Source organism: Lysinibacillus sp. OL1, from assembly GCF_004332175.1.
In the GTDB taxonomy this organism is placed as follows: domain Bacteria; phylum Bacillota; class Bacilli; order Bacillales_A; family Planococcaceae; genus Lysinibacillus; species Lysinibacillus capsici.
The window spans coordinates 106,971-132,800 of the sequence record NZ_SJDS01000010.1; the positions used below are offsets into that span (position 1 = coordinate 106,971).

At 37.3% G+C, this 25,830-nt stretch carries 24 protein-coding genes; 18 read left to right on the top strand and 6 right to left on the bottom strand.

Going from position 1 to position 25,830, the window contains the following annotated elements:
* Positions 1 to 6: 6 nt before the first annotated feature.
* On the top strand, positions 7 to 762 hold the full coding sequence (locus EW028_RS17470) for an amino acid ABC transporter ATP-binding protein (protein ID WP_131521785.1): 756 nt from the start codon (positions 7 to 9) through the stop codon (positions 760 to 762).
* A 414-nt stretch (positions 763 to 1,176) separates the two neighbouring features.
* Here EW028_RS17470 and helD read toward each other — a convergent pair whose 3' ends face one another.
* Positions 1,177 to 3,480 (bottom strand): RNA polymerase recycling motor HelD, encoded by a 2,304-nt coding sequence (helD, locus tag EW028_RS17475; protein WP_131521786.1) that lies wholly within the window; start codon positions 3,478 to 3,480, stop codon positions 1,177 to 1,179.
* Between the two features lie 436 nt (positions 3,481 to 3,916).
* On the opposite strand from helD, the gene EW028_RS17480 reads away from it, so the two are divergent.
* Positions 3,917 to 4,873 (top strand): AAA family ATPase, encoded by a 957-nt coding sequence (locus EW028_RS17480; protein ID WP_131521787.1) that lies wholly within the window; start codon positions 3,917 to 3,919, stop codon positions 4,871 to 4,873.
* A 24-nt stretch (positions 4,874 to 4,897) separates the two neighbouring features.
* Positions 4,898 to 5,536 carry an RNA ligase family protein gene (locus EW028_RS17485; RefSeq protein ID WP_131521788.1) on the top strand — a complete coding sequence of 213 codons (639 nt, stop codon included), beginning with the start codon at positions 4,898 to 4,900 and terminating at the stop codon, positions 5,534 to 5,536.
* 185 nt (positions 5,537 to 5,721) lie between these two features.
* Here the strand turns inward: EW028_RS17485 and EW028_RS17490 are convergent, their stop codons facing one another.
* Entirely contained in the window at positions 5,722 to 6,912 is a 1,191-nt protein-coding gene (locus EW028_RS17490; protein ID WP_054548521.1) for a coenzyme F420-0:L-glutamate ligase, read from the bottom strand.
* Positions 6,913 to 7,034: 122 nt separating this feature from the next.
* Between EW028_RS17490 and EW028_RS17495 the strand changes: the two genes are divergently transcribed.
* A complete protein-coding gene (locus EW028_RS17495; RefSeq protein ID WP_048395493.1) occupies positions 7,035 to 7,952 on the top strand; it encodes a LysR family transcriptional regulator in 918 nt (305 codons plus the stop codon).
* A gap of 17 nt (positions 7,953 to 7,969) precedes the next feature.
* Here the strand turns inward: EW028_RS17495 and EW028_RS17500 are convergent, their stop codons facing one another.
* Positions 7,970 to 8,851, bottom strand: coding sequence for a LysR family transcriptional regulator (locus EW028_RS17500; RefSeq protein ID WP_054548523.1), 882 nt, complete (start codon positions 8,849 to 8,851; stop codon positions 7,970 to 7,972).
* Between the two features lie 113 nt (positions 8,852 to 8,964).
* On the opposite strand from EW028_RS17500, the gene EW028_RS17505 reads away from it, so the two are divergent.
* Positions 8,965 to 9,984, top strand: a complete 1,020-nt coding sequence (locus EW028_RS17505; RefSeq protein ID WP_131521789.1) for a YeiH family protein — start codon at positions 8,965 to 8,967, stop codon at positions 9,982 to 9,984.
* A gap of 111 nt (positions 9,985 to 10,095) precedes the next feature.
* On the opposite strand, the gene EW028_RS17510 is transcribed toward EW028_RS17505, so the two are convergent.
* The gene (locus tag EW028_RS17510) at positions 10,096 to 10,428 is read right to left on the bottom strand and encodes a heme oxygenase (RefSeq protein WP_048395499.1); all 333 of its coding nucleotides are present in this window, start codon (positions 10,426 to 10,428) and stop codon (positions 10,096 to 10,098) included.
* 219 nt (positions 10,429 to 10,647) lie between these two features.
* Between EW028_RS17510 and EW028_RS17515 the strand changes: the two genes are divergently transcribed.
* The 12 genes from EW028_RS17515 to EW028_RS17570 all read left to right on the top strand — a co-directional run bounded on the left by EW028_RS17515 (position 10,648) and on the right by EW028_RS17570 (position 22,557).
* Positions 10,648 to 11,334, top strand: a complete 687-nt coding sequence (locus EW028_RS17515) for a response regulator transcription factor (protein WP_103119010.1) — start codon at positions 10,648 to 10,650, stop codon at positions 11,332 to 11,334.
* Complete coding sequence (locus tag EW028_RS17520; RefSeq protein ID WP_131521790.1) at positions 11,318 to 12,733, top strand: sensor histidine kinase; 1,416 nt, start codon at positions 11,318 to 11,320, stop codon at positions 12,731 to 12,733. The genes EW028_RS17515 and EW028_RS17520 overlap by 17 nt, the downstream gene beginning before the upstream one ends.
* A gap of 209 nt (positions 12,734 to 12,942) precedes the next feature.
* A complete protein-coding gene (locus tag EW028_RS17525; protein WP_131521791.1) occupies positions 12,943 to 13,644 on the top strand; it encodes a polyphosphate polymerase domain-containing protein in 702 nt (233 codons plus the stop codon).
* A gap of 19 nt (positions 13,645 to 13,663) precedes the next feature.
* On the top strand, positions 13,664 to 14,347 hold the full coding sequence (locus EW028_RS17530) for a DUF4956 domain-containing protein (protein ID WP_131521792.1): 684 nt from the start codon (positions 13,664 to 13,666) through the stop codon (positions 14,345 to 14,347).
* Between the two features lie 42 nt (positions 14,348 to 14,389).
* Positions 14,390 to 16,174: a CotH kinase family protein gene (locus EW028_RS17535; protein ID WP_131521793.1), complete on the top strand. Its 1,785-nt coding sequence runs from the start codon at positions 14,390 to 14,392 to the stop codon at positions 16,172 to 16,174.
* Positions 16,175 to 16,261: 87 nt separating this feature from the next.
* Complete coding sequence (locus EW028_RS17540) at positions 16,262 to 16,864, top strand: class I SAM-dependent methyltransferase (protein ID WP_131521794.1); 603 nt, start codon at positions 16,262 to 16,264, stop codon at positions 16,862 to 16,864.
* Positions 16,865 to 17,267: 403 nt separating this feature from the next.
* Positions 17,268 to 18,488, top strand: a complete 1,221-nt coding sequence (locus EW028_RS17545; protein ID WP_016992165.1) for an ABC transporter substrate-binding protein — start codon at positions 17,268 to 17,270, stop codon at positions 18,486 to 18,488.
* Between the two features lie 146 nt (positions 18,489 to 18,634).
* Complete coding sequence (locus EW028_RS17550; protein ID WP_131521795.1) at positions 18,635 to 19,510, top strand: branched-chain amino acid ABC transporter permease; 876 nt, start codon at positions 18,635 to 18,637, stop codon at positions 19,508 to 19,510.
* Between the two features lie 12 nt (positions 19,511 to 19,522).
* On the top strand, positions 19,523 to 20,458 hold the full coding sequence (locus EW028_RS17555) for a branched-chain amino acid ABC transporter permease (protein ID WP_016992163.1): 936 nt from the start codon (positions 19,523 to 19,525) through the stop codon (positions 20,456 to 20,458).
* Positions 20,458 to 21,237 (top strand): ABC transporter ATP-binding protein, encoded by a 780-nt coding sequence (locus EW028_RS17560; protein ID WP_131521796.1) that lies wholly within the window; start codon positions 20,458 to 20,460, stop codon positions 21,235 to 21,237. The genes EW028_RS17555 and EW028_RS17560 overlap by 1 nt, the downstream gene beginning before the upstream one ends.
* Positions 21,237 to 21,944: an ABC transporter ATP-binding protein gene (locus EW028_RS17565; protein WP_048395515.1), complete on the top strand. Its 708-nt coding sequence runs from the start codon at positions 21,237 to 21,239 to the stop codon at positions 21,942 to 21,944. The genes EW028_RS17560 and EW028_RS17565 overlap by 1 nt, the downstream gene beginning before the upstream one ends.
* Before the next feature lie 115 nt (positions 21,945 to 22,059).
* Complete coding sequence (locus tag EW028_RS17570; RefSeq protein ID WP_131521797.1) at positions 22,060 to 22,557, top strand: cupin domain-containing protein; 498 nt, start codon at positions 22,060 to 22,062, stop codon at positions 22,555 to 22,557.
* A gap of 41 nt (positions 22,558 to 22,598) precedes the next feature.
* Here the strand turns inward: EW028_RS17570 and EW028_RS17575 are convergent, their stop codons facing one another.
* Together EW028_RS17575 and rluF are read right to left on the bottom strand one after the other, a co-directional pair.
* Complete coding sequence (locus tag EW028_RS17575; RefSeq protein ID WP_131521798.1) at positions 22,599 to 23,318, bottom strand: DUF6904 family protein; 720 nt, start codon at positions 23,316 to 23,318, stop codon at positions 22,599 to 22,601.
* Positions 23,319 to 23,345: 27 nt separating this feature from the next.
* Positions 23,346 to 24,047 (bottom strand): 23S rRNA pseudouridine(2604) synthase RluF, encoded by a 702-nt coding sequence (gene rluF, locus EW028_RS17580; protein ID WP_131521799.1) that lies wholly within the window; start codon positions 24,045 to 24,047, stop codon positions 23,346 to 23,348.
* A 241-nt stretch (positions 24,048 to 24,288) separates the two neighbouring features.
* On the opposite strand from rluF, the gene adh reads away from it, so the two are divergent.
* Positions 24,289 to 25,809 carry an aldehyde dehydrogenase gene (gene adh / locus EW028_RS17585; RefSeq protein ID WP_004233561.1) on the top strand — a complete coding sequence of 507 codons (1,521 nt, stop codon included), beginning with the start codon at positions 24,289 to 24,291 and terminating at the stop codon, positions 25,807 to 25,809.
* The last annotated feature ends 21 nt before the right edge of the window (positions 25,810 to 25,830 follow it).

A 25,830-nucleotide genomic window follows, 5' to 3' on the forward strand; every position in this document is an offset into this window, starting at 1 on the left:
ATTAGCATGTTAGAAATTAAAAATATTCATAAATCATTTGGTGGCAATGAAATCTTGAAGGGTGTTGATTTAGCCATTGATAAAGGGGACGTTGTTGTTATTTTAGGTCCCAGTGGTTCAGGAAAAACAACATTATTACGTTGTATCAATTTTTTAGAGAAGGCTGATCAAGGCCATGCGACATTTGGTGATATTCAGGTTGATTTTCAACATGTAAAGAAAAAAGACATGCATGCAATTCGCCAGCGTGTCGCATTTGTCTTTCAAAACTATAATCTATTCACTAATAAAACAGCATTAGAAAATGTAACGGAAGGGTTAATCATTGGTCGTAAAATTCCTAAAGCACAGGCTGTGGAAATTGGTAAAAAGGCACTTGATAAAGTAGGTTTATCAGACAAATATAATGCCTATCCAAGTCAGTTGTCAGGAGGTCAACAGCAACGTGTTGGTATTGCACGAGCAGTAGCTTTGAATCCTGATATTATTTTATTTGATGAACCAACGTCCGCACTTGACCCTGAATTGGTAGGTGAGGTTCTACAGGTCATGAAAAATATTGCGGCGGAGGGTACAACAATGCTTGTAGTAACACACGAAATGGGCTTTGCCAAAGATGTTGCCAATCGCGTAATTTTCATGGATGGAGGAGTGGTTGTAGAGGAAGGTAGCCCTCATGATATTTTCGTCAGCCCAAAAGAGGAACGAACGAAGAAATTTTTAAAACGTGTCATTCCAGAAGACTATACATTCTATATATAAAACAGCAACTAAGGTGAGGTCAATTGCACAAAAAGCAACTTTGCAGGGTAGAGGTTGATTTCTGTTCTGCAAAGTTGCTTTACTTTTTTTTATCTGTATTCATAGAGGGGATAAGCTCTTATTTTCAATGGAGAGCAGTAATGAGTGACAAGTAGTGAACACCTTCACTTTATTTGAAAACCTTTGCTAAAAAGATAATACTTTTGTAGGTTGGAGTGGAAGGCTACTTGACCCCCATGGATAGCGAGACAGGCGAGCCACTAAACGGAGCGCTAGCGGGGGAAGCGGCTTGATGCTCGCCCACAGGAAAGCAATAGCCTGCAACGAAAATCCATTTCTACCCTTCAATTGACTGTTTTGTTTTTTAACACTAAGACAGGAGAATCTGTAATTTACAGATTCTCCTGTTACCTATTATTGAAGGAAATACGTTAATTTGTTAATGGAATAAATGTGCAGTTCATGCATAGCTCTCGTACACGCCGTATAAAAATAGTACCGTTCGCTTTCTCTTGAGTAATTAGCAGCAGATGCATTATAGATGATTACCGCATCAAATTCGATGCCTTTCGCCATATAAGCTGGAAGTAATAAAATACCCTTTTTAAACTGCTTTGTATGATGGTTAATCAATTGAATATCTACTCGATTGTTTAATTGCTTGTAAACAGCAGAACACTCGGCTGCCGTTTTACAGATGATAGCAATTGTTTCGAATTCAATAGATAAATGGTTGATGTTTTGAATAATTTGATCCATTAATTCCAATTCATTTGGCACAATAGTAATCGATGGTTCGGGGCCAGTTCGATTAAAAGCTTCTACTTCACTATCATCATTTAAAATTGTGGAAGTGAGTTGTATGATTTGTTTTGTCGAACGATAGCTTTTTGTTAATATCATTTTTTCTGCCTGCTCACCATATAATTGAGTGTCGAGTAGAGAAGGATTATTAAAGGTATGTGGATGAATCGTTTGATGGCCATCGCCTAAAATGGTCATACGTGCTTTTGGGAATAACTGCTGTAATACAGTAAGTTGGAATGGCGAATAATCCTGTGCTTCATCAATTAATACATGACGGATCATCCTATTGGTCTGTTGTCCTTCAATTTTGTCCTGTAAATATAAAAATGGTGCAGCATCCTCATAGGCAATCAAACGCTTTGCTAAATTAGGGAGTGTTTGTAGACAAATGTCCTCCCAATTGTCTGGCATAAGGTGTTGTAAATCCTTGTTAATAGAACTATTCAAATCAAAGAGCTGTCGATATGTACCCAACATATGGACAAACTTTAGCTGGTTAACGGAGTTACGTAATGGTTTAAAATGTTTTTTGACAATTTGTCTCGCTAGTTTATAGCGTTCTTGATCAAAATCATCAAAAGAGTTTTCAGTATAGCGCCCCTCGTATAAAAGCTCACTATATGATTTGGAGTAGTCTTCTTTATCTAATAGCTCAGTAGCTTCTTCTACCCACTCCTTTGTACGCTCAGCCTTTTCCAATTTCGTTAGTCGTTGCAAAAGCCATTCTTTTACTAATTGTAGACGATCTGGTATCGATATAGTAGAAGGGGAAGAATAGAAGTATTCGGTAATTTCCTGTGCAGTAATAATTCGTTCACCACGAAAAACGATATTTTTAAATAACAAGCCTTTATCGGATAAGTAACGAACATACTGATCTATCAAATCTTTATAAGTGAGGCCCGCTTTAAATGAAATGATGCTTAATTTTGTTTGATACTGATCATCATCCTTTTCTGTCAACAGATCTTCAAGCTGCTCATAAGGATATTCCAATTGAAACTGTTTACCTAATCGTTTTTCAGCATATTCTATAAACGTTAACTGCTGCATGTTATCTTCACCCAAATCAGGTAAGACTGAATGAACATATTGATTAAAAAGTTGGTTAGGTGTAATTAGCAGAATTTGATCGGCAGTCATTTCATCACGATAACGATAAAGTAGATAAGCTACCCGCTGTAAGGCTACAGCTGTTTTGCCACTACCTGCAACGCCTTCAACAATAAGACAGCGAGAATTGACATGGCGAATAATTTTATTTTGCTCTGCTTGGATTGTCGCAACAATACTACGAATATGCTCATTTGCATTTTGTGCAAGGATATCGAGCAATAGGTCATCACCAATTGTAAGGCCTGTATTAAACATGGATTGTAGTTGACCATTTTTAATAATAAATTGCCGTTTTAACAGCATTTCTCCATGAATTTCTTCACCTAATGTTTCGTAGGATGCATCACCAGGTGTGTAATCATAATACATACTCGATATAGGCGCTCGCCAATCAAAAATGACGATATTTTCATCCTGTTTATCCAATAATGTGGCTACACCGATATAAATTTTTAAAGGGTCTTGTTGACCATCTTGTAAAAAGTCAATACGAGCAAAATAGGGTGACTGTTGTAAACGTTCATATACCTTTACATTACGAATTGCACGTTCCTGTGCAAGCTCTGAGTCAGATAAAAGCTCTGCCTGCTGCTTAATTGCAAAAAAGGTTTCGTCTACATCCTCAGCGGTATCTAGATTGACTCTCACATCGTTCCAAAAGGATTTCTTTAAGGCAACAGCATTTTCTTTGAAGCCTTTTTCTTTATGCTCTAACTCTTTTATCTTATGAACAATAATGTTTAAAGAATCCTCAAGGTGATGCTTTTCTTCTAGCCATTCTTTTTGATTTTCCAACGTTTACTCACATTCCTCTCCATAGTTATTTGCTTCCTTTGACAGTAACCCTCACCTCAATAGATGGTGAGAAGAGGGTAATTGTGCTGCTTTTTTAACTGTTTGTCCAACCACAAATTTGAATATAGTGAAGGTATCCAATGCAGGTGATCTGTTCGGATTGAAGCAGGAAATTTATCATACATCTACTTCGGAAAGAAGTATAGTCTAGAAATTATTGTAAATTTATGATACAATAAATGTATAAGGTAATAAGATATTGATATACAGAGACAGCTCTACAAAAAGGTGGAGCCGTCTTTTTTATATGTAATATTGCTTCATATTATGACTGATTATCATAAATTGTTATTAAAAATAATGGATAAAATGCTATTGAGACACTAAAGAATGTGGCATGCCATACGATAAAGAAACTTGAAGGGAGGTGAAAAGAATGAAGGTAATCTTTACAGTGGGGTTGCCTGGTAGTGGGAAAAGTACATTTGTGAAACAGTTAGCTAAAAATGAAAATGCAATTGTCCTATCAAGCGACGCTATACGTCAGGAGTTATTTGGGGATTCAACAAGGCAAAAATCACGTATAGTCTTTCGTACATTATATGAACGTCTTAATGACTTAGTGGCAAAAGGGTTTTCTGTCATTGTGGATGCAACCAATATTGAACGAGAGCGCAGGATGTTTGCACTTCGTAAAATACCAAGTACAGTGCAGAAGGTATGTTATTACTTTGATACACCTTATTCAATCTGTGTAGCCAGAAATCAGCAAAGGAAGAGACATGTACCATTAATCGTGATGGAAAAAATGAGAAAGCATTTAGAGTTCCCGACAGTAGGAGAAGGGTTTAATGAATTGCATATTATTCATGAATCAAGTCCCTATGATCTTTCTCGACAACAATTTGTTTCACTCATACAAGGCCACCCCACCTATGAAGAGCTTTTTCAAACACTTCAAGCAGTCCCACTTTTCAAAGAAATTTATCAATTCGATCAAGAAAATCCATTCCATCAATTTTTACTGTGTCAGCATACGTATTTTGTGTACGCGTATATCAATGAGTACTACTTAGAAAGCGATAAACTAGCTCTACAAATAGCTGCATTGTTTCATGATGTCGGTAAACCAGCTTGTAAAAAATATAAACCTTTGCAACAGCGTTATGGTTATTTTGGGCATGAAAATGTCTCGGCTCAACTGGTTTGCCATTTTCTATTAGAGTTGGGCTTTGAAAAGGAATTTGTATTAAAGGTTGTTCATTTAGTGCAATTTCATATGTTAATCCAGTATGGGGGAGATAGAGGTGGAAGCCAAATTTATCATTTATTAGATGGTGATTTATTAACAAGGCTTTATTTTTTCCGTGAGGCAGATCAATTTGCCAAGTAAACTTTAGGAAAGGAAGGTGAAAATATGACGAAATTAATGAAATACCCAAGAAGTTTTCATTTACCATGGAGCAGGGGTTATACCGATGATGATAAAGTTGCTAGAAATGTGAATCATTTTGTTGGGAAAGAGGTTGTTGTTACTGAAAAGTTAGACGGGGAAGGTACAACACTATACAGGGACTATATGCACGCTAGAAGCATCCATTCCGCTAATCACCCCTCTAGACATTGGGTAAAAACATTTCATGCGAGTTTTGCGTATCGGATTCCAAAGGACTGGCGCTTATGTGGTGAAAATGTTTATGCCAAGCATTCTATTTATTATCAAGGATTAACAAGCTATTTCTATTTGTTTAGCATTTGGAATGAAGAAAATATTTGTTTGAGCTGGGATGAAACCGTGGCCTTTGCAGCAGAGTTAGGGATAGAAACAGTGCCCGTTTTATACCGAGGGATTTTTGACGAAGAACAGATAAAACGCACATTCACTGGAAAATCATTCTTTGAAGGGGAACAAGAGGGGTATGTCATTAGAAATACTAGCTCATTCCATTACGAAGATTTCCGCTATAATTTAGGGAAATTTGTGAGACCGCAACATGTTCAAACAAGTGAGCATTGGCTACAAGAAGAAACTATTCCAAATAAATTAAAATCCTAACCAATTAAGAAGAGAAGGGACTGAGCACAATGTAATACTATAGCAAGCATTCAATAATCATCTATTACGAGGTAGGTGCAAGGAGTGCATATCCCTTTCCAATGGGAGTACGGGTTCGATTCCTGTTATCCTCGCCATAAAAAAATGAACTCTCTTCATTAGGACGAGAGTTCATTTTTGTTTGTTTATTTAGTGTAATTATCGAAGTAGCCTTGAATGTAAATCATTGGTGTTCCTTTGTCACCCGAACCAGATGTAAGGTCAGATAAGGAACCGATAAGGTCTGTTAAACGACGCGGTGTTGTTCCTTGTGCAGCCATTTGACCTGTTAAATCTTCATCTTTATTTTGGATGTATTCAGAAATAGCAGCCTTTAGTTCTTCGCCTCGAAGGTCTGCAAAATCATTGTCCGCTAAATATTTTAATTTAACCTCGTTCGGTGTTCCATGTAATCCAGCGGTGAATGCTGGGGATACAACAGGATCTGCAAGCTCCCAAATTTTACCCACAGGATCTTTGAATGCGCCGTCACCATAAATCATAACTTCTACTGTTTTTCCTGTAGCTTCTTTAATTTTTGCTTGGATTCCATCAACAATCGGTTGGCAAGTATGTGGGAATAATTTAACACTATCCTCTGTTGCTTTGTTCGAGCCAAGTAGACCATACTCAGCATTGAAACCAGAGCCATTAATTGATTCAGCTAAAATATTATCAAGGCTGTAAACTTTTTCTGCACCGTTCGCTGTTAGAATACGTTTTGTGCGGAAGCGTGAATGAATATCACACGTTAAGATACTCTTTGTGTAATTTAAAATTGTTTTTGGATTATTTGAGAAGATGACCTCACACGTAGCCCCTTCTGCTTCGATTAACTCTTTATAGTATTCAATATAATCTACACCAGTAAATGTGTGTTTTTTATAGCCAAAATGCTCGCGGAATTCAACCTCATTGAGCGTATCCGTCCATGGGTTAATGCCTTTTACATCGAGCTCATCAATATCTACAAGATGATTACCCACTTCATCAGATGGGTAGCTTAACATTAATACTACCTTTTTTACACCTTTAGCGATGCCTCGTAAACAATTGGCGAAGCGGTTTCGACTTAAGATGGGGAAAATAACGCCTACCGTATCATCACCAAACTTAGCCGCTACATCTATGGCAATATCATCAATCGTAGCATAGTTTCCTTGTGCACGTGCCACGACAGATTCAGTTACTGTCACAATATCACGATCCTCTATTGTATATCCTTCAATATGTGCAGCATTTAACACTGTATCTACAACAATTTGTTCAATATTATCGCCTTCATTAATAATAGGACCACGAAGACCTCTTACAACTGTACCGATTACACGTTCCAATTTAATCTCTCCTCATTCTATCTAGCGTAAAGTGATATAAAAACCATATGATTTTACTATAAGGCTCGTTAATGATATAAGTAAAATTAATAGTTCATATAATAGCTATAAGAGGTGCTTATATGATAGGGAAATTAGATTTATATCGTGTTTTTAGTGTTGTAGCAAAAAATAATAGCTTTTCTAGTGCGGCAAAAGATTTATATATGACACAGCCAGCTGTAAGTCAGGCAATGATGCAATTAGAAAATGAGCTTGGCACACGTCTTTTTAATCGAACGCCTAAAGGTGTGACATTAACAACAGAGGGTAGCCTACTTTTTGAATATACTAATTCTGCTTTAGGGCTTTTAGATGCTGGTGAAGAAAAGTTACTTGAATTTAAAAATTTAACAACAGGGCAATTAAAAATAGGTGTAGGTGATACGATCTCACGCTTCTTTTTAATGCCTTATTTAGAAGCATTCCATACAATGTATCCGAATATTAAATTGCAAATGCTAAATGGCACAACCTCTGAAATTTGTAATTTTATTAAATCGGGTGAAGTAGATATAGGGTTTTGTAATTTTCCAATTGAAGATTCAACATTACAGTTAACGGTATGTACAGATATTCAGGATATTTTTGTCTGTGGGGAAAAATATAAAACACTTTCATCTAAAAGTTTAAGCTATGAGGACCTTTTAAAATTTCCACTTATCTTTCTAGAGAAAAAATCGAATTCAAGGAAGTATGTGGAAGATTATCTTTTTGCAAGAGGCGTTCACATAGAGCCAGAGTTTGAGCTAGGCTCACATGATTTGGTACTCGAATTTGCGCGTAGTAACCTTGGCATTGCATGTGTAACAAAGGAATTTTCAAAGGACTATCTTCAACGTGGACTTCTTTATGAATTAACTTTAAGGGAAAGTATTCCTACGAGAAGTATTGGTATGTGTTATTTGAAGTCAGTACCCCTTTCTAGAGCAGCAATGAAATTTGTTGAAATCATTGAAAGTAAACATTTTAATACGAGAAGAACCATAAAAAGAGCTTAGCGACGAGAAAAAAATCGCTATGCTTTTTTTATTAAGATATCAATCAGTATGTCGACATTGCGCTTATTTTTCATGGTAGGTGAGCAAAGATAAGAAAATGTTCGCATAAAGTGCTGTCCTTCAAGGCGCAGAATAGTCATATCTCCATTTTTTAATTCACGTTCTATCACACAGGCAGACAATAAAGAAAGACCAAGTCCCTGCATTACACTCTCCTTCACGCCCTGATTACTGCTAATAGTCAAAAGCGAATGAATCTGTAAACCATTTGCTCTGAATAAATGATCCAGATAATAACGTGTTCCAGAGCCTTCTTCACGCGCAACCCAGCTTTGCTGCTGGAGTTTATCAGCAGTCAGAGGTTGTTGCTTTGTAAGAGGATGTTTACTGTCGCTAACAATAAATAACTCATCTTGCATAAATGGCTTAATGACTAGTTCATTATCATGAGCCTGTCCTTCAATTAGACCTATATCGACTTGCAGTAATTTTGTATATTGAATGATTTCTTTTGTATTGCCAATAATAATTTGAAGTTCAAGTTGTGGGAATTGTTGCTGTAAGCTTGCAATAATGGGAGGTAATATATATTCGCCAATTGTAAAGCTTGCCCCAATGACTAGCGTACCTTGTACCTCTTGATGATAGGCAGCGATATCTTCTTTTGCAGCTTCAGCTATCGCCATGATTTGCTTTGCTCGTTTATAAAGAATTTCACCAGTTGGTGTAATTTGCACCGATTTTGGGGAGCGAATAAATAAGGTTGTTTGTAATTCTTGCTCTAGATTCTTAATGTGTAAGCTAACACTTGGTTGTGAAATATGAAGTATTTCAGAGGTCTTTGTAAAATTATTGACCTCAACCAGTGTGATAAACGTTTTTAAAGCATCCAATTGCATATCTTCACCCCTATTATTAGAAATATTAATAATAATAATTATATATATGTATTTTACTAATAGTGCACTCTTTATTAAAGTAATAATCAACAAGGGAGAAAGAAGTGAACATCATGGTTAATAGACAGCATAAATTAAAATCTACTCTTAATCCAAATTTCTTGAAGGGGATATTGTTAACGCTTCTTATTGCTTTAGTAGCGAAATATATTGCCACATTTCCTTTCTTTTCAATATTGGGACAGTTGGTTATTGCCATTATATTAGGGATGACCTGGCGAGCAACATTTAAAGTACAAGATTCTTGGCAAGTAGGTATTTCATTTTCCAGCAAGAAGCTATTACGCTTTGGTATTATTTTATTGGGTATGCGCTTAAATTTGGCAGATATTTATCATGCGGGTGCTAACGTTTTTTTAATTGCAGTCATTAATTTGCTATTTGCCTTAATGGTTGTGTACGGCCTAACAAAAATATTTAAAGTCGATCAAAAGCTAGGGATATTAACGGCTTGCGGGACTGCCATTTGCGGAGCTGCTGCAGTAGTGGCAATTGCACCTCAAATTAAAGCAAATGAAAAGGAAACGGCGGTAGGGGCAGCGATAGTTGCGTTATTGGGGACTATTTTTACACTTATTTATACGGTACTTTATTCCATCATCGATTTAACACCTACTGCGTATGGTATTTTCGCAGGGGGGACATTACATGAAATTGCGCATGTAATTGCAGCTGCATCTGCTGGTGGAAATGAAGCAATTGATATAGCCGTCATCGTGAAATTAACACGAGTGGCCCTACTTGTACCTGTAGCAATTGTTATTGGTATTTTCTATCGAAGAATGGACAAAAGTGAAGAGAAAAAGGCATTTTCTTTATCCATCATACCGTGGTTTATTTTAGGATTTTTAGCGATGAGTGCTATCAACTCTTTAGGGATTATACCGACAAATGTATCGCAAGCATTTGTAAATATTGCTTATATCTTAATTGCGATGGCAATGGCTGGTCTAGGGCTAAATGTTGAGATGAAAACATTTAAGGAGCTAGGTGTAAAGGCATTTATTGCAGGTTTAATTGGCTCGGTCTGTCTATCCGTGTTGGGCTATATACTAGTCATTCTTTTATATTGATTTAATCAATGTTTCTTATATCAAAAAAAAAGACCCTGCATGATCGTTCAACATGCAGGGCTTTTTAGATAGAATCAGAAGATAATGTATAAGTAATTTAATCGTCGTTTATTAATTTAAGGCTTCAATAGAAGAAGCTAATTCCGCCACCACTATTTTGCTGCCGATAATTGGACTGTCAGCCTTTTCTCCCTCAGAGCCCGAATTTGGGCGTTGATGGGCTGCAGCAAATGCATCGCTATTACGCCATGCTTGGAAATGCTCCTTAGATTCCCAATACATATTAACACTCATTTCATCATAAGTAGGATCATCAGTTGAAATTAATACCTCTACTTTATGAAAGCCTTCAAACTGTTGCAGAGGCCCTGGCTTTGTAAAATTTGGTGCCATTCTCGCAGCAAAACCGGGTTTTACTTGAATACGATTCGTTACAATAATCATGCTTTTACCCCCCTTAATTTCATTTACTAGGTTGTTGAATGAATTATCATTGATTATCATTCGCACTCAATGATAAGTGGCTGAGGAAGACATTGTCAATAGATGTCCTCTATATAATCTGTGCTAGTAGTTTATGGGTAATGGATAGGCTGACATTTAACTGACATAATCCAGTGCTATAATGAATATAAGAGTGAACTCGTAGCGAGGTGATTGACTTTGGCAAACATTCTAGTAATAGAAGACGAATATCCAATAAGCCAGGTTTTAAAGGTGTATTTACAAAAAGTGGGTTATAGTGTGACACAATGTTTCAATGGTGGTCAAGCCTTGGTCATGTTTCGTGAAACACAGCCAGATCTAGTGTTGCTAGATATTATGTTACCAGAAAAAAATGGTTGGTCCATTTTAAAAGAAATAAGAGAACGAAGTACTTGCCCAGTTATCATGTTAACAGCATTAGGTGAGGTTAATTACCGTCTAGAGGGGTTTGATCATGGGGCAGATGATTATATTGCCAAGCCTTTTATCGCAGATGAAGTTGTTGCAAGAGTGAGGGCTGTTTTAAGACGTGCTGTAGGTAGTTCTGATTCAGCTACTAGTAAGCAGTATGGGTCTCTAGTGATTGATTGTAAAGCGCATAAAGTGCTTTTGGGTGGAGAAGAGATTGTATTAACGCCAAGAGATTTATCAGTGCTCATGTTTTTAGCTGACCACCCCAATCAAACGTTTACCCGGGATCAGCTTATAGATCAAGTTTGGGGATGGGAGTATGAGGGTAGTGATCGTGCTGTAGATTTAGCTATAAAGAGGCTTAGGAAGGCTTTAAAAGAATGGGATGAAGCGGAAGGAGAAATAAAGACACTTCGTGGATTGGGGTATCAGCTAAGTGTTCAAAAAAAATAAGCGAATATCCTTACTTCAATATTGGACGAGCCGATATTTACTGACACTTTTTATAGGCTTAGCTATTATATCTTTAATCTCAGCAGCGTGGATTCGACATACAACATTTGAAAATCGATTAGAATTAATGGAGTTTTTAGCAGACGAGACGGTCTATCGTTTAACGGATACAACAAATCCTAATAATGGACCTATAAATGGTATTCCAGGTTTCATAGGGGATCGTCAGCGTTTTAATATGAAAGAGATCGATCCGATTTTGTATGTTGTAGATACAGAGGGAAATATACTGACTAGCAACCGTCCTGTACCCCCTGGTAGTGCTAAAAATGTAGCTGGAATGTTAGATGGAAAAGAAGGTACTAAGGAAATAAAGGATGGACTTGAACCTGAATATATAGTGAAAAGAAAGATAGAAAATAATCATGAGTTATTGGGCTGGGCCCTGGTGATGGAGAAGAAGGAGAATTTAACAAGAGTTAAACAAGCATATGGACAGCTTGCCATATTAATTGGAGCACTAGCATTATTAGGCTGGATCGCTATTTACTTTCTGTCAAAGCGTTTGGCCCATCCCATTAAACAAGTAGCTGAGGCTGCCAAGCATGTACAGGAAGGCAATTATGCAATTGATTTGCCTCAATATAGTAAGGAAAAGGAGATCTATGAGCTTGTTTCCTCCTTCAAAAATATGGCAAATAAATTAGAACAGCTGGAGAAAACTCGAACGGAATTACTAGCAGGTGTCACCCATGAATTGAAAACACCTGTCACCTCTATAAGTGGTTTATTACAGGCTGTAAGAGATGGTGTTGTAACGGGACAGGATGCTATAGAATTCATTGAAATGGCTATGGTCGAAACGACAAAAATGAAAACAATGGTTGGTGACTTACTTGCCTTTAACCATTTTGCTGTCGATGCTATTCCTGTGCAGATAGAGTCAGTAGATGTTAATCAGCTACTACGAGAGGCAGTGGCACAGTGGGAAGTCATGCAGGAAGATGAACATGTAAAAGTCCGTTTACATTTGTTAGAAAAACCTGTGCTTGTACAGATAGATATTGTTCGTATCCAACAGATCATTACAAACCTATTAACCAATGCTAAACAGGCGATGGACAAAGGAACAATAACCTTGAGGTTGATAGAACATGGCGAGGCTCTGTCAGTGATGGTGAAGGACACAGGACAAGGAATCCCTCTAGAGGATCAGTCATTTATTTTTGAGCGCTTTTATAGAGGGGAAAATAAAAAATATACTGTTCGCGGCTTGGGTTTAGGATTACCACTTAGTAAAATGATGGCCCAATCTCTTGAGGGCGATTTGCGATTAATTGAAAGCAATCCCTCTGGAACACATTTTGAATTAGTGTTGCAAAAGGCTACTACGCTATAAGAGCGTAGTAGCCTTCTTAGTGTTGGTTTAATCCTTCTCCCAGAAATCTGCTTTGTTTTGTAAAAGAGAGTTGAAGAATTTGTAAAGCTGACATCTGCCTGACACAAAAGCCCTTTATAGTAAACGATGGAGACGGGAAATGAACAAAGGGACGAGCAGCATTAAAGGTTCGTCAGTCTGACACTAATACAAGTAGGGAGAGTGATGAAATGCCAATAGTTACTTCATTTAATCCAAATGGTCGCCAAGAAATAAAACAAGCGATCTCCTATCCAGATTATGCATTATTAAAAGTCAGGCTTCAGCATGTTATGCAGCGAGATCATCATGCTGGGTTAGACGGTAAATATTTGATTCGTAGTACGTACTTCGATAATTTTGCTAATAAAGTGTTAAATGAGAAAAAAGAAGGCTTTATTAATCGAGATAAATATCGAGTACGCATATACGGCAAGTCTAGTGATGTTATAAATCTTGAGCGGAAGAGTAAGCGTAACAATGTGACCTTTAAAACAAAATGTTCAATATCTCAAGCTGAGTATGAAAAACTACGTATTGGCGAGATAGCATGGATGGAGAATGATGACCGAGCGCTAATTCGAGATTTATATCATGAGATGAATTACAACCAGTTGCGACCTACTACGGTAGTGGATTACGAGCGAGAAGCCTATATCTATCCGTTTGGCAATGTGCGTGTGACATTTGATAGTAAGGTGCAATCGAGTCTACGCAACACGGATATGTTTAATCAAAACTTGCCTATGGTCGATGTGCTGGAGCCTAATCTTGTAATTTTAGAGGTAAAGTACGATGAATATCTACCAGACATCATCAAATATTTACTACAGTCAGTGGATACTCGTGCGGAGGCCTATTCAAAATATCAACTTAGTCGTATGTATGGCTAATAATAAAGGAGAATGAACAATGGATACAATTAAATTTAGTGATATTTTTAAATCTAACTTTTTAGAAAAAACAACCTCGTTTTCATTAATCGATTCAATTATTGGTTTAGTAGTCGCGTTTTTTATTGGGCTTTTCATTTATGCTGTTTATAAGAAGACCTTTAATGGAGTCATTTACTCACATTCCTTCAATATCTCACTGCTTATAATGACAATGGCAACAGCACTAGTGATTATGGGAATCAGTTCAAATGTTCTGCTGTCACTTGGTATGGTTGGTGCCTTATCTATTGTACGTTTCCGTACACCTATTAAGGATCCCATGGATTTAGTCTATATTTTCTGGGCAATTGTTTCAGGTATTTTATGTGGTGCTGGCTTTATTCCATTAGTGATTATTGGTGCTGTTTTAATCGGACTTGTATTGCTAATATTCGTTAATAAAATAACGGTAGAAAATCCGTATTTACTGATTGTAAAGTTTGAAGAGGAATTGGCTAATGCTGAAATTGAGCGAATTATTGCTGCGCAAACGAAAAAATTCGCTCTCAAATCGAAATCCATTATGCAACAGAATGAAATCGAAACAACTTATGAAATTCGTGTAAAACAAAATGATGCAAAATTGATGGATGAACTAACAAAGGTAGCTGGTGTAAAATCAGCTATTATGCTGAGCTATGATGGGAATTTCACAGCGTAATGACCTCATTAACAAATAGAACTACGATGAGAGGTGACGGCTATGATTAAAACACGAATTGTCTATCTATGCATGGTGATTTTACTCCTTCTCTTTGTCGTGATATATGCTGTACTTCCGAATGTAGGCATTGAAACGAAAAATTCTGAGTTCTCCTATGAGAATATAGTATTTAATAAAAATAAAGTAACAAGAGTTGATATTGAAATTGCTGAGGAAGATTGGGCTGACATGCTCGAAAATGCTTCTGCTGAAGAATTAAAACAAGCAGATATTACAGTAAACGGCAAGAAAGTTGAGAATGTTGCTATTCGTACAAAGGGCAATCTATCATTACGATCGGTTGTCAATAGTGACTCAGATCGCTATAGCTTAAAAATCGATTTTGATTATTATGATGATACACAAAGCTTGTATGGCTTAAAAAAATTAAATTTAAATAATAATTATAGTGACGCTACATTAATGAGAGAGTATATCTCCTATGAACTGATGGAGCAAATGGGTTTACCAACACCAGCACACTCCTATATGTATGTCACAGTGAATGGTGAGGAGCGGGGTTTGTTCTTAGGGGTAGAAGCTGTGGATGAGACATTCCTGGCTAATAATTACGGCTCTAATGATGGTTTTTTATTTAAGCCAGATGGGACAGGCAGCGATTTAAAATATATAAGCGACGATATCGAAGACTATACAGGTATCGGATTAAAAACAAATGAAGGTACTATTAATCAATCCAAATTAGTTGAAATGCTAGACGCAATTAATAATGGTGGAGACATAGAAAAGTATATCGATGTGGATGAAATGTTACGTTATTTTGCCGTCAACACAGCACTTGTGAATTTAGATAGTTATCAAGGGAATATGAAACATAACTATTATTTATATGAACAGAACGGTGTGTTTTCTATTATTCCTTGGGATTACAACATGTCCTTTGGTGGCTTTGGGGCTGGAGGCGGTAGAATAGCAGGAGGAAACGGTGACAATCAAGCTGACGCTACTACTAATATGGAAAAACCAGTGGCACAAAACAATGAACAACCCGATCAAACTGGTGATAGGGGTATGCAGCAACAACGAGGTGGCGGCGTTGACATGGGAATGGGCATGTCGGGCAATCTAATAAATGATAGTGCTATTAATTTTAGTGTGACAACACCTGTTTCTGGCACAACATTAGAGGAGCGGCCACTCTTGAAGGCATTGCTTTCGAATGATGAATATCGTGACAAATATGAAGGTTATTTAGAAGAGCTAGCGACAACTTATTTAACAGAAGCTTACGTGCAATCTATTACTAAAAAATTAGCTGTGCTATTAACTACTTATGTGGAGGCGGATCCAACCAAATTCTCTACTACGGAGCAGTTTTTAGAAGCAGTTGAAGGTGAAAATAGCTTGCCGGAATTTGCCAATCAGCGCTCAGAATCTATATTAAAGCAACTGTCTGGGGAGCTTGTTGTGGAAGCATCTACGTCTTCTCAGGGCAATATGGGTATGCCAATACCAAGTGAAAATGGTGAAATGGATTGGATGCCAGATGATTTTGATCCAAGTCAGCTACCAGAGGACTTTGATCCATCAAAGAGCCCACCTTTTAATAGAGAGGGCGAGGGTCCGAGAAATGGACAAAATGGAGAACAAATGCAACCTCCTGATGGAAATGGAGCCCTAATGGGAATGCCTGGGGCGAATAGTGAAGCTGCGAATCTCGAGCCTGTTATTGATAAAAATACAATGTTTACAGCCATTACATGCCTAGTGCTACTCCTTCTTGCACTTCTCTTTGTTGTTAAATTTAAACGTAGAGGTCGTTAGAAAATAACCATATCCAATATCTTTGGGTATGGTTTTTGCTTTTTATCGTGTTAAAATAAATCATTCTTTTCTGAGGAGTCCTTTCATATGAATGAACAGCAATTTGATAAACATTTGCATATAAACACAGTGGGAGAGCAATATGGCTTTCCTAAGCTTGCACACTATCATCGTTATGAGCCAACACCCTACAGTGGATTGGAGCAATTATTCGCTGCGTATCAGATGCCTGACAATCCAGTATTTATTGATATGGGGTGCGGAAAAGGGCGAGTTCCTATTTATGTGCATCATAAGTTCCATATACCAACCATTGGGATAGAAATGGATGCAGGGTTTTATACGGAGGCTGAAGAAAATAAACGTAGTTATCTTCAAAAAATGAGAGCACATGCCCCTATTAAGTTTATTCATACAATAGCCGAATCATATGAAATAAAGTCACGTGATAATGTGTTTTTCTTTTTTAATCCCTTTTCCATCCATATTTTTCGCGCAGTCATTCATAATATTTGGAAATCCTATGAGCAACGAATGAGAGATATTCATATAATTTTATATTATCCGCCTTACGATTATTTACAATTTTTACATCATGGAACACCATTTGAGTTGCTTCATGAAGTGCATTTAGAAAATGAAACAAATATTAATGAGCGCCTTTGTGTCTTTGAATTAAAAAAAGCTTAGAGTATGGGGAAACCCACTCTAAGCTTTTTCCTGTTAGCAGTACAGATATAAGCAATTAGTTATTCGTATTCTTTTGATTATTTTCAGGGAAATAATTGTAATAGAGGAAGTGATTCTATAAATTATGCAGACTTTATGTTGAAAAAACAATTTCATCTGATAGTTTTGTACTAGTCTATAGTTTGAATTAAAAGATAATTCACAAATAACTAATTATACTGAAAAATCACTCTAGACTAAATATAAAGAATGTTTTACAATGAAAAAGGCTTATATGAATAATATTTTCTTTTGTTTTTAGATAGTTATAAATAATTATTTTGGCTATTGAGTAAATGAATTTAATTGTTTATAATTATCAGAAATATCTAATATTTGAGAAATTTTCAGGGGGAATTTAATTATGAGAGAGAGCAAAAAGCTTAAGAAGTTCGGTTCACTTTTAGTAGCATCTTCATTACTTGCTGGTGTTCTTGCTGGTTGCGGTAACGGAGACGATTCAAGTTCTGGCGGAGGCTCATCATCAGGCGGAGGTTCATCTGATGGCGATACAATTAAAATCGGTGCCAACTTAGAGCTTTCAGGGAATGTAGCATCTTATGGTTCCTCTATTGGGCTAGGTGCAGAACTGGCTGTAAAAGAAATTAATGATGCTGGCGGTATTGATGGTAAAAAAATTGAACTGATTAAAGTAGATAATAAATCAGAGAACTCTGAAGCAACTTCAGCTGCTATTAAACTAGCAACGCAGGATAAAGTAGTAGCAATGCTAGCACCTGCAACTTCAGGTAATACAGTAGCAACTGTTCAAATTGCAAATGATAATAAAATTCCTATTGTTACGGGGTCTGGTACAGCACCGAATATCACGGTAAACGAGGATGGCAGTGTTAATGAATATGCTTTCCGTACATGCTTTATTGACCCATTCCAGGGGATTGTAGCAGCTAATTTTGCTTCAGGTGAGCTAGATGCGAAAAATGTAGCTATTTTTGCAGATAATGCATCAGACTATGCAAAAGGCTTAGCAAAATCCTTTAAAGAAACGATTACGAAGAGTGGCGGAAAAGTTGTAAAAGAAGAAGCTTATGTAGCGAAGGATACAGATTTCCGTACACAATTAACAAATATTAAAGCGGCAAATCCAGACTTTATCTTTATCCCTGGATATTATGAAGAAGTAGGTTTGATTGTTAAACAAGCACGCGAAATGGGCATTGATGTACCTCTGATGGGTGCTGATGGTTGGGATTCTCCAACTTTAATTGAATTAGCTGGCGCGGATGCATTGAATAACACATTCATCACAAACCACTATTCTGCTGAAGACCCAGATCAAAAAATTCAAGATTTCGTAAAGGCATTTAAAGCGGCAAATGGTGACAAAGCGCCTGATGCATTCAACGCACTTGGTTATGACACAATTTACTACATTGCTGATGCAATTAAACGTGCAGGCTCTACAGATGGGGAAGCAATTAAAAATGAATTAGCTGCAACAAAAGATCTTTCTTTAGTAACAGGTACTTTCTCAGTTGACGAAAATCATAACCCAATTAAAACAGCAACAGTTCTTGAATTTAAAGACGGTAAACAAGTGTTCAACTCTAAAGTTAATCCTTAATGTTTTGTAAGCAAGGGGGAGGCGGGTAAACACGCCTTCCTTTTTTGTGTGTTAGATAACTAGAATCGTAGAGCAAAACATAACTTTTAGTATCGATCTATGTACTTATTTTTCAATTTTCAGAAAATTTAAAGGAGTGAATGCGCATGGAATGGATACAGCAACTTGTGAACGGTATTTCACTTGGAAGTATCTACGCGTTAATAGCGTTAGGGTATACGATGGTATACGGTATTATCAAGCTGATTAACTTTGCTCATGGTGATGTCTTCATGATTGGGTCATTTATTGGCTTTTACGCTATTGCTAAATGGGAGCTTGGTTTCTTCCCAGCATTATTATTGGCGATGTTAGTTTGTGCAATTTTTGGTGTATTAATTGAACGTATTGCCTATAAACGTTTACGAAATGCGACACGTATTGCAGCTTTAATTACAGCGATAGGTGTATCGCTATTAATTGAATATACAACGATTTTCTTCAGAGGTGCTCAACCAGCAGCATATCCTGAAGTTTTCAAAAATAAATCATTCGATATTTTTGGCGTTCAAATCAGTAGTACTTCCATCTTAATTTTATCAGTCGCAGTTGTACTGATGATTCTTTTACAATTCATCGTACATAAAACGAAAATCGGTAAAGCGATGCGTGCTGTTTCCCACGATGCAGATGCAGCTCGCTTAATGGGTATTAACGTTGACAATACAATCTCTGCAACGTTTGCGATTGGTTCAGCTTTAGCTGGCGCAGCAGGTGTTATCTTTGGGGTTTATTATACAAAAATTGACCCGTTAATGGGTGTTATTCCTGGGGTTAAAGCATTTATCGCAGCTGTTCTTGGTGGTATTGGTATCATCCCAGGCGCTATGGTTGGTGGTATGTTACTAGGTGTTGTAGAGTCCTTAGTAAGTGCACTTGGCTTCTCGTTATGGCGTGATGCAGCGGCATTCGTTATTTTAATTTTAATCTTAATCTTCAGACCATCGGGTATCTTTGGTAAAAACGCCCGTGAGAAAGTGTAGGTGAGCGGTTTTATGAAAAAGTCTAAAGTTTTCTGGGGCTATGCCGTAATAGCGCTAGTCATCTATGCAGTTGTACAATTGTTGATTACAACAGAAGTAATTGATTTGTACTATAAAAATATGTTGATCACAATGTGTATTAACATCATGTTGGCTGTTAGCTTGCATATTGTTATTGGTGTTACTGGACAGTTTTCAATTGGGCATGCTGGATTCCTTGCAGTGGGAGCATATGTATCAGCTATTATTACAACAAAGTTAATGTTACCATTCCCATTGGCCATCCTATTAGGGGCTGTAGCAGCAGCAGTTGCTGGTTTAATCGTAGGGATTCCAACGCTTCGTTTAAAAGGGGATTACTTAGCGATTGCTACACTTGGATTTGCAGAGATTATTCGTATTATCTTTTTAAATACGGATTATGTTGGTGGCGCCGCAGGGATGCAGGTTAAATATTTATCGAACTGGACATACGCATTCTTTGGCGTAGTGTTAACGATTCTAGTGATCTCAAACTTTACAAATTCTCGTCATGGGCGTGCGTGTATTTCCATTCGAGAAGATGAAATAGCAGCAGATGCGATGGGTATTAACACAACTTACTATAAAGTTGTTGCATTCGCTATTGGGTCTTTCTTCGCAGGTCTAGCGGGAGCCATTTTTGCACATAACTTTTACATTATCCAACCGACAACATTCGGTTTCTTAAAATCATTTGATATTTTAATTTACGTTGTACTTGGTGGTTTAGGAAGTCTTTCTGGTTCAGTGATTGCAGCGATTTTCCTAACAGTCGTGTCTACTTATCTAGCAAACTTCCCAGAAACGCGTATGATTATTTACAGTTTAGTATTAATTATCGTGATGCTTTATCGTCCAACAGGCTTAATGGGAACGAAAGAGATAACACAATTATTTAAGTTTGGTAAAAAGGGAGGTACGAAATAATGACTGGAAACCTTCTTATCAATGTTGAAAATATGGGTATTCAATTTGGTGGTTTAAAGGCAGTACAGGGTGTTAATATGTACCTTAACCAAGGCGAGTTGGTAGGACTTATTGGGCCAAACGGAGCTGGGAAAACAACTAGCTTTAATATGTTAACAGGGGTATATACACCTACGGAAGGTACAATTACTTTTAATGGTCTGAAATTGAATGGACTTGCACCCTATCAGGTTACACAGAAAGGGATCAGCCGTACGTTCCAAAATATTCGATTATTTAAAGAGCTATCTGTTCTTGACAATGTAAAGGTAGCCAATCATTCACTTGCAAAGCATTCTATGTGGGCTTCTATTTTTCGTTTACCTATGCATTTCAAAGGTGAGGCCGAAATGGAGCAACAGTCCATTGAGTTCTTAAAAATCTTTGGCTTAGATGTCTATAAAGACGAGCTAGCTAAGAATTTGCCATACGGGATGCAACGTCGTTTAGAGATTGCTCGTGCGTTAGCGGCAAATCCCAAACTGCTTTTATTGGATGAACCAGCAGCAGGGATGAACCCACAAGAAACCCATGATTTAATGGAGCTAATTGCATTTATTCGTAAAGAGTTCGGCTTAACAATATTGCTGATTGAGCATGATATGAGCTTAGTTATGGGTATTTGTGAGCGCATTTACGTACTTGATCACGGACAATTAATCGCTGACGGAACACCAGAAGAAATTCGCAACAATCCAAAGGTAATAGAAGCGTACCTTGGTGAGGAGGTTATCGGCTAATGCTAAAAGTACAAAATATCGATGTTTTTTATGGCAACATCCAAGCATTAAAGGGCCTCTCTTTAGAAGTAAACGAGGGTGAAATTGTAACGTTAATCGGTGCAAACGGTGCTGGAAAAAGCACGCTCTTAAAGACATTGTCAGGTTTATTAAAGCCAAAAGGTGGCATTATTGAATACGAAGGCTTTTCGATAGCTGGGAAAGCGGCACAGACTATTGTTAAATCAGGGATTTCTCACGTTCCAGAAGGACGCCGTGTTTTTGCCAATATGTCAGTTGAGGAAAACTTAGAGCTTGGTGCGTATCTGCGTAATGATAAAGCAGGTATTAAGAAAGATATGGATCATGTTTTCGAGTTATTTCCACGATTATTAGAGCGCCGAAAACAGCAGTCAGGTACATTGTCTGGTGGGGAACAGCAGATGCTGGCGATGGGGCGCGCCTTAATGGCAAAACCAAAACTGTTATTAATGGATGAACCTTCGATGGGTCTTGCACCGTTGATGGTGAAAAATATCTTCAATATTATTGAGCAGGTTAATAAAGAAGGAACAACCGTATTACTTGTAGAGCAAAATGCTAATATGGCATTATCTGTCGCTAACCGTGCATATGTACTGGAAACAGGGCGTATTGTTTTATCTGGTTCAGCAAAAGAGCTACAAGAGAGCGAGCAAGTAAAGGCAGCTTATTTAGGCGGATTATAAAAATGGTAGGACATCTCATGCTGAGATGTCCTTTTTGGCTTGTATGTTGAAAGAAAATCAGAGGTAGCATTTCCACTTTACTTTTTGGTAAGGTTGAAAAAAGGAGTGATGCTTTTTGAAGTATTCAGCACAATATTTTATTGAACATTTAAAGTTAGCCGAACATCCTGAAGGGGGCTATTACATTTCATCGTTTCGTGCATCGGACGATATAGCAGTGAGAGATGTACAGAGACCAATTTATACTAGTATATATTTCCTCCTGCGCTCACAGGATATCTCACATTTTCATCGTCTACAATCGGACGAGCTATGGTATTATCACGCAGGAAGCCCTCTAACCGTTCATATGATTTTCCCAGATGGGACATATGAAGCGAAGAAGCTTGGCTTGAATATAGAAGCGGGTGAAGTCCCTCAGCTTGCAGTACCAAAGCATACAATTTTCGGCTCGTCGGTGGAGGAATCTGAAACGTTTAGTTTAGTCGGATGTATGGTGGCGCCAGGCTTTGACTTTGAGGACTTTGAATTGTTCACACAGGAAGAGCTTTTAGCAGATTATCCTCAGCACCAGGAAGTTATTTATAAAATGGCCTACAAAACAATTGAATAGAATAACAGCCGTCTCGATTATTTTGAGACGGCATGATTCGTTCACCACAATATTTCTTCAGGATAATTAAGTTGAATTTGAATATCATGTAATGCTTGTTTCGTTGCAATAGCTGCTTCCATTAGATGGGATTTTAATGCTACATATTCATGGTCCTCTACCAGTAATCGCACAGCAAATGCAGCTAAATGTGCCTGACGTTCCTCTTTACTTAATTCAATATATTCTAGATTTAGAATATCCACGTATTGAGTTGCAAAACGGAAAGTTAAGGGATTTTTAGCATGTAACATTTTTAAAAACACACCATAATCTTCGTCACTTATCTCCTGCTCTAAACATTCAGCAATAGCCGCTTGAAATTTGCGTATAATAGCTATCTCATGATTCCATATAGAAGCATTGTTTAATTTTTGGTGCAGTTCAATAAAATCATTTAATGCGATTGCACTAAAGATAATTTCTGGCCAAAGAATGTCTGTTGAAAAATAGACATTCTTATTTGGAAAGATGAGTTCATGTTGTGTTAGAACGCTCTTATTCAGTCCATTACTAACAAACTCTAGGTGATTCTCACCAAGCATAGCATGTCTTAGTTTATAGCAAACGCTTAAAATACGTAGTCGAGGACCCTGATAATCATAGTATTTATTTTCGTCACCAGTTACTTTATAAATAGCATTAATTAGTTCATTTAAATCCCAATAATCCGCGCTAATTCTTACCCCTGTTAGTTGTTCTGTGCTTTGAATGGATATCATAGTCCTCGTCCCTCCCTTTGGATGTATCTATTTTGGTGTGTAATTGAGTAGTTTGAATAGTTCTGTTCGTTCCTTCTCCGTTAAATCACGCCATTGCCCTACCTTTAAATTACCAAGCTTAATATTCATAATACGAATGCGTTGTAGACGCTTAACGGAATACCCTAGTGCTGAGCACATTCGACGAATTTGGCGGTTTAAGCCTTGCTCTAAAATGATTTTAAATACTTTATCTGAAATCTTTTCCACATGGCATGGTAGGGTTGTTGTATCTAAAATATCGACACCTGCACCCATTTTTTGGATGAATTGAGCAGTTATAGGCTTATCAACTTGAACAATGTATTCTTTTTCATGATGATTTTCAGCACGTAGAATTTTATTGACGATATCACCATCATTCGTTAATAACAATAGCCCCTCTGATTCCTTATCAAGACGCCCGATATGAAAAATACGTAGAGGATGATTGACAAAATCAACAACATTGCCTTTTATATGACGCTCTGTCGTACTTGTAATGCCGACAGGTTTATTTAGAGCAATGTAAACAAGCTGTTGTTCTTTCTTTACCTCTTTTCCATCCACGCAAACAATGTCTCCTGTTTCAACTTGACTACCAACTGTTGCCACTTCTCCGTTAATTGTTACCTTTCCTTCTGCTATCCATTTATCAGCGCCACGACGAGATATGATGCCTGTTTCACTTAAATATTTATTAATACGCATATTGTTCTCCTATATTTTATATTATTTTTAAGTATACCTTAACGTTGCACTTACAGTGAATGCTAGAAGCTTTTCTAGCAAAAATAAATTAGTTGGAAAAGTTTTTGAAAAAGTTGAAATTATTTTATGTTTCTGACAATATATTAGGTGAGAGGGTTTCTATGAAAATATTGTTATTCCGATATAAAATAACGTTTTTTGTAGATAGTTCTCATTAAATTGTGTAAAGGGGAGAAGTAAAATGGTTTATGCATTTCCAAACACTGAAGGATCGGTAGTTCAATTCAAAGAGAAATATGATAATTATATCGGTGGCGAATGGACACCCCCAGTGAAGGGTCAATACTTTGATAACGTTACTCCTGTTACTGGACAAGTTTTTACACAAATAGCACGTTCCACAGCTGAGGATATTGAACATGCATTAGATGCGGCACATGCTGCTAAGGATGCATGGGGCAAAACATCACCAACAGAACGCGCAAACATTTTACTTAAAATTGCGGACCGTATTGAGCAAAATTTAGAAAAGCTAGCCGTTGCTGAAACATGGGATAACGGTAAAGCGGTACGCGAAACATTAAATGCAGACATCCCTCTTGCAATTGATCATTTTCGTTATTTTGCTGGGGTATTACGTGCTCAAGAGGGCTCAGTAAGCCAAATAGATAACGATACAGTTGCTTATCATTTCCACGAGCCAATTGGCGTAGTTGGCCAAATTATACCTTGGAACTTCCCGTTATTAATGGCTGTATGGAAGCTTGCGCCAGCACTTGCAGCTGGAAACTGTGTCGTATTAAAACCTGCAGAACAAACACCAGCATCTATTATGGTGCTTTTAGAATTAATAGAAGATTTACTACCACCAGGTGTCATTAATGTTGTGAATGGATTTGGCTTAGAAGCAGGGAAACCGCTTGCATCAAATCCACGCATTGGTAAGATTGCCTTTACAGGTGAGACAACAACAGGGCGTTTAATTATGCAATATGCTTCTCAAAATCTTATTCCAGTAACATTAGAACTGGGTGGTAAGTCGCCAAACATTTTCTTTGAAGATATTATGGATAAAGATGATGCCTTTTTAGATAAAGCTGTTGAAGGCTTTGTGCTATTCGCTCTAAATCAAGGGGAAGTATGTACTTGTCCTTCCCGTGCACTGATTCAGGAATCTATTTACGATAAATTTATGGAGCGCGTATTACAGCGAGTAGAAGCCATTAAAGTTGGCAACCCACTTGATCCAAACACAATGATGGGTGCACAGGCATCTAGTGAGCAAATGGAAAAAATTCTTTCTTATTTAGATATTGGTAAGCAAGAAGGTGCAGAATGTCTAATTGGAGGAGACAAAAATAATGTGGGTGAAGGCTTCGAAAATGGCTACTACATTAAACCAACTGTTTTCAAAGGACATAATAAAATGCGTATATTCCAAGAAGAAATTTTTGGACCAGTAGTTGCTGTCACGACATTTAAAACGAAAGAGGAAGCATTGGAAATTGCGAATGATACATTATATGGTTTAGGATCAGGTGTTTGGACGAGAGATATTAATACGGCATATCGCTTCGGTCGTGAAATTCAAGCTGGTCGTGTTTGGACAAACTGTTACCACGCATATCCTGCACATGCTGCATTCGGTGGCTACAAAATGTCGGGTGTTGGTCGTGAAAATCATAAAATGATGTTAGCGCATTACCAACAAACGAAAAACTTATTAGTAAGCTATAGCGAAAACAAACTTGGTTTCTTCTAATTCGTAGGGAGGTGCATGAGC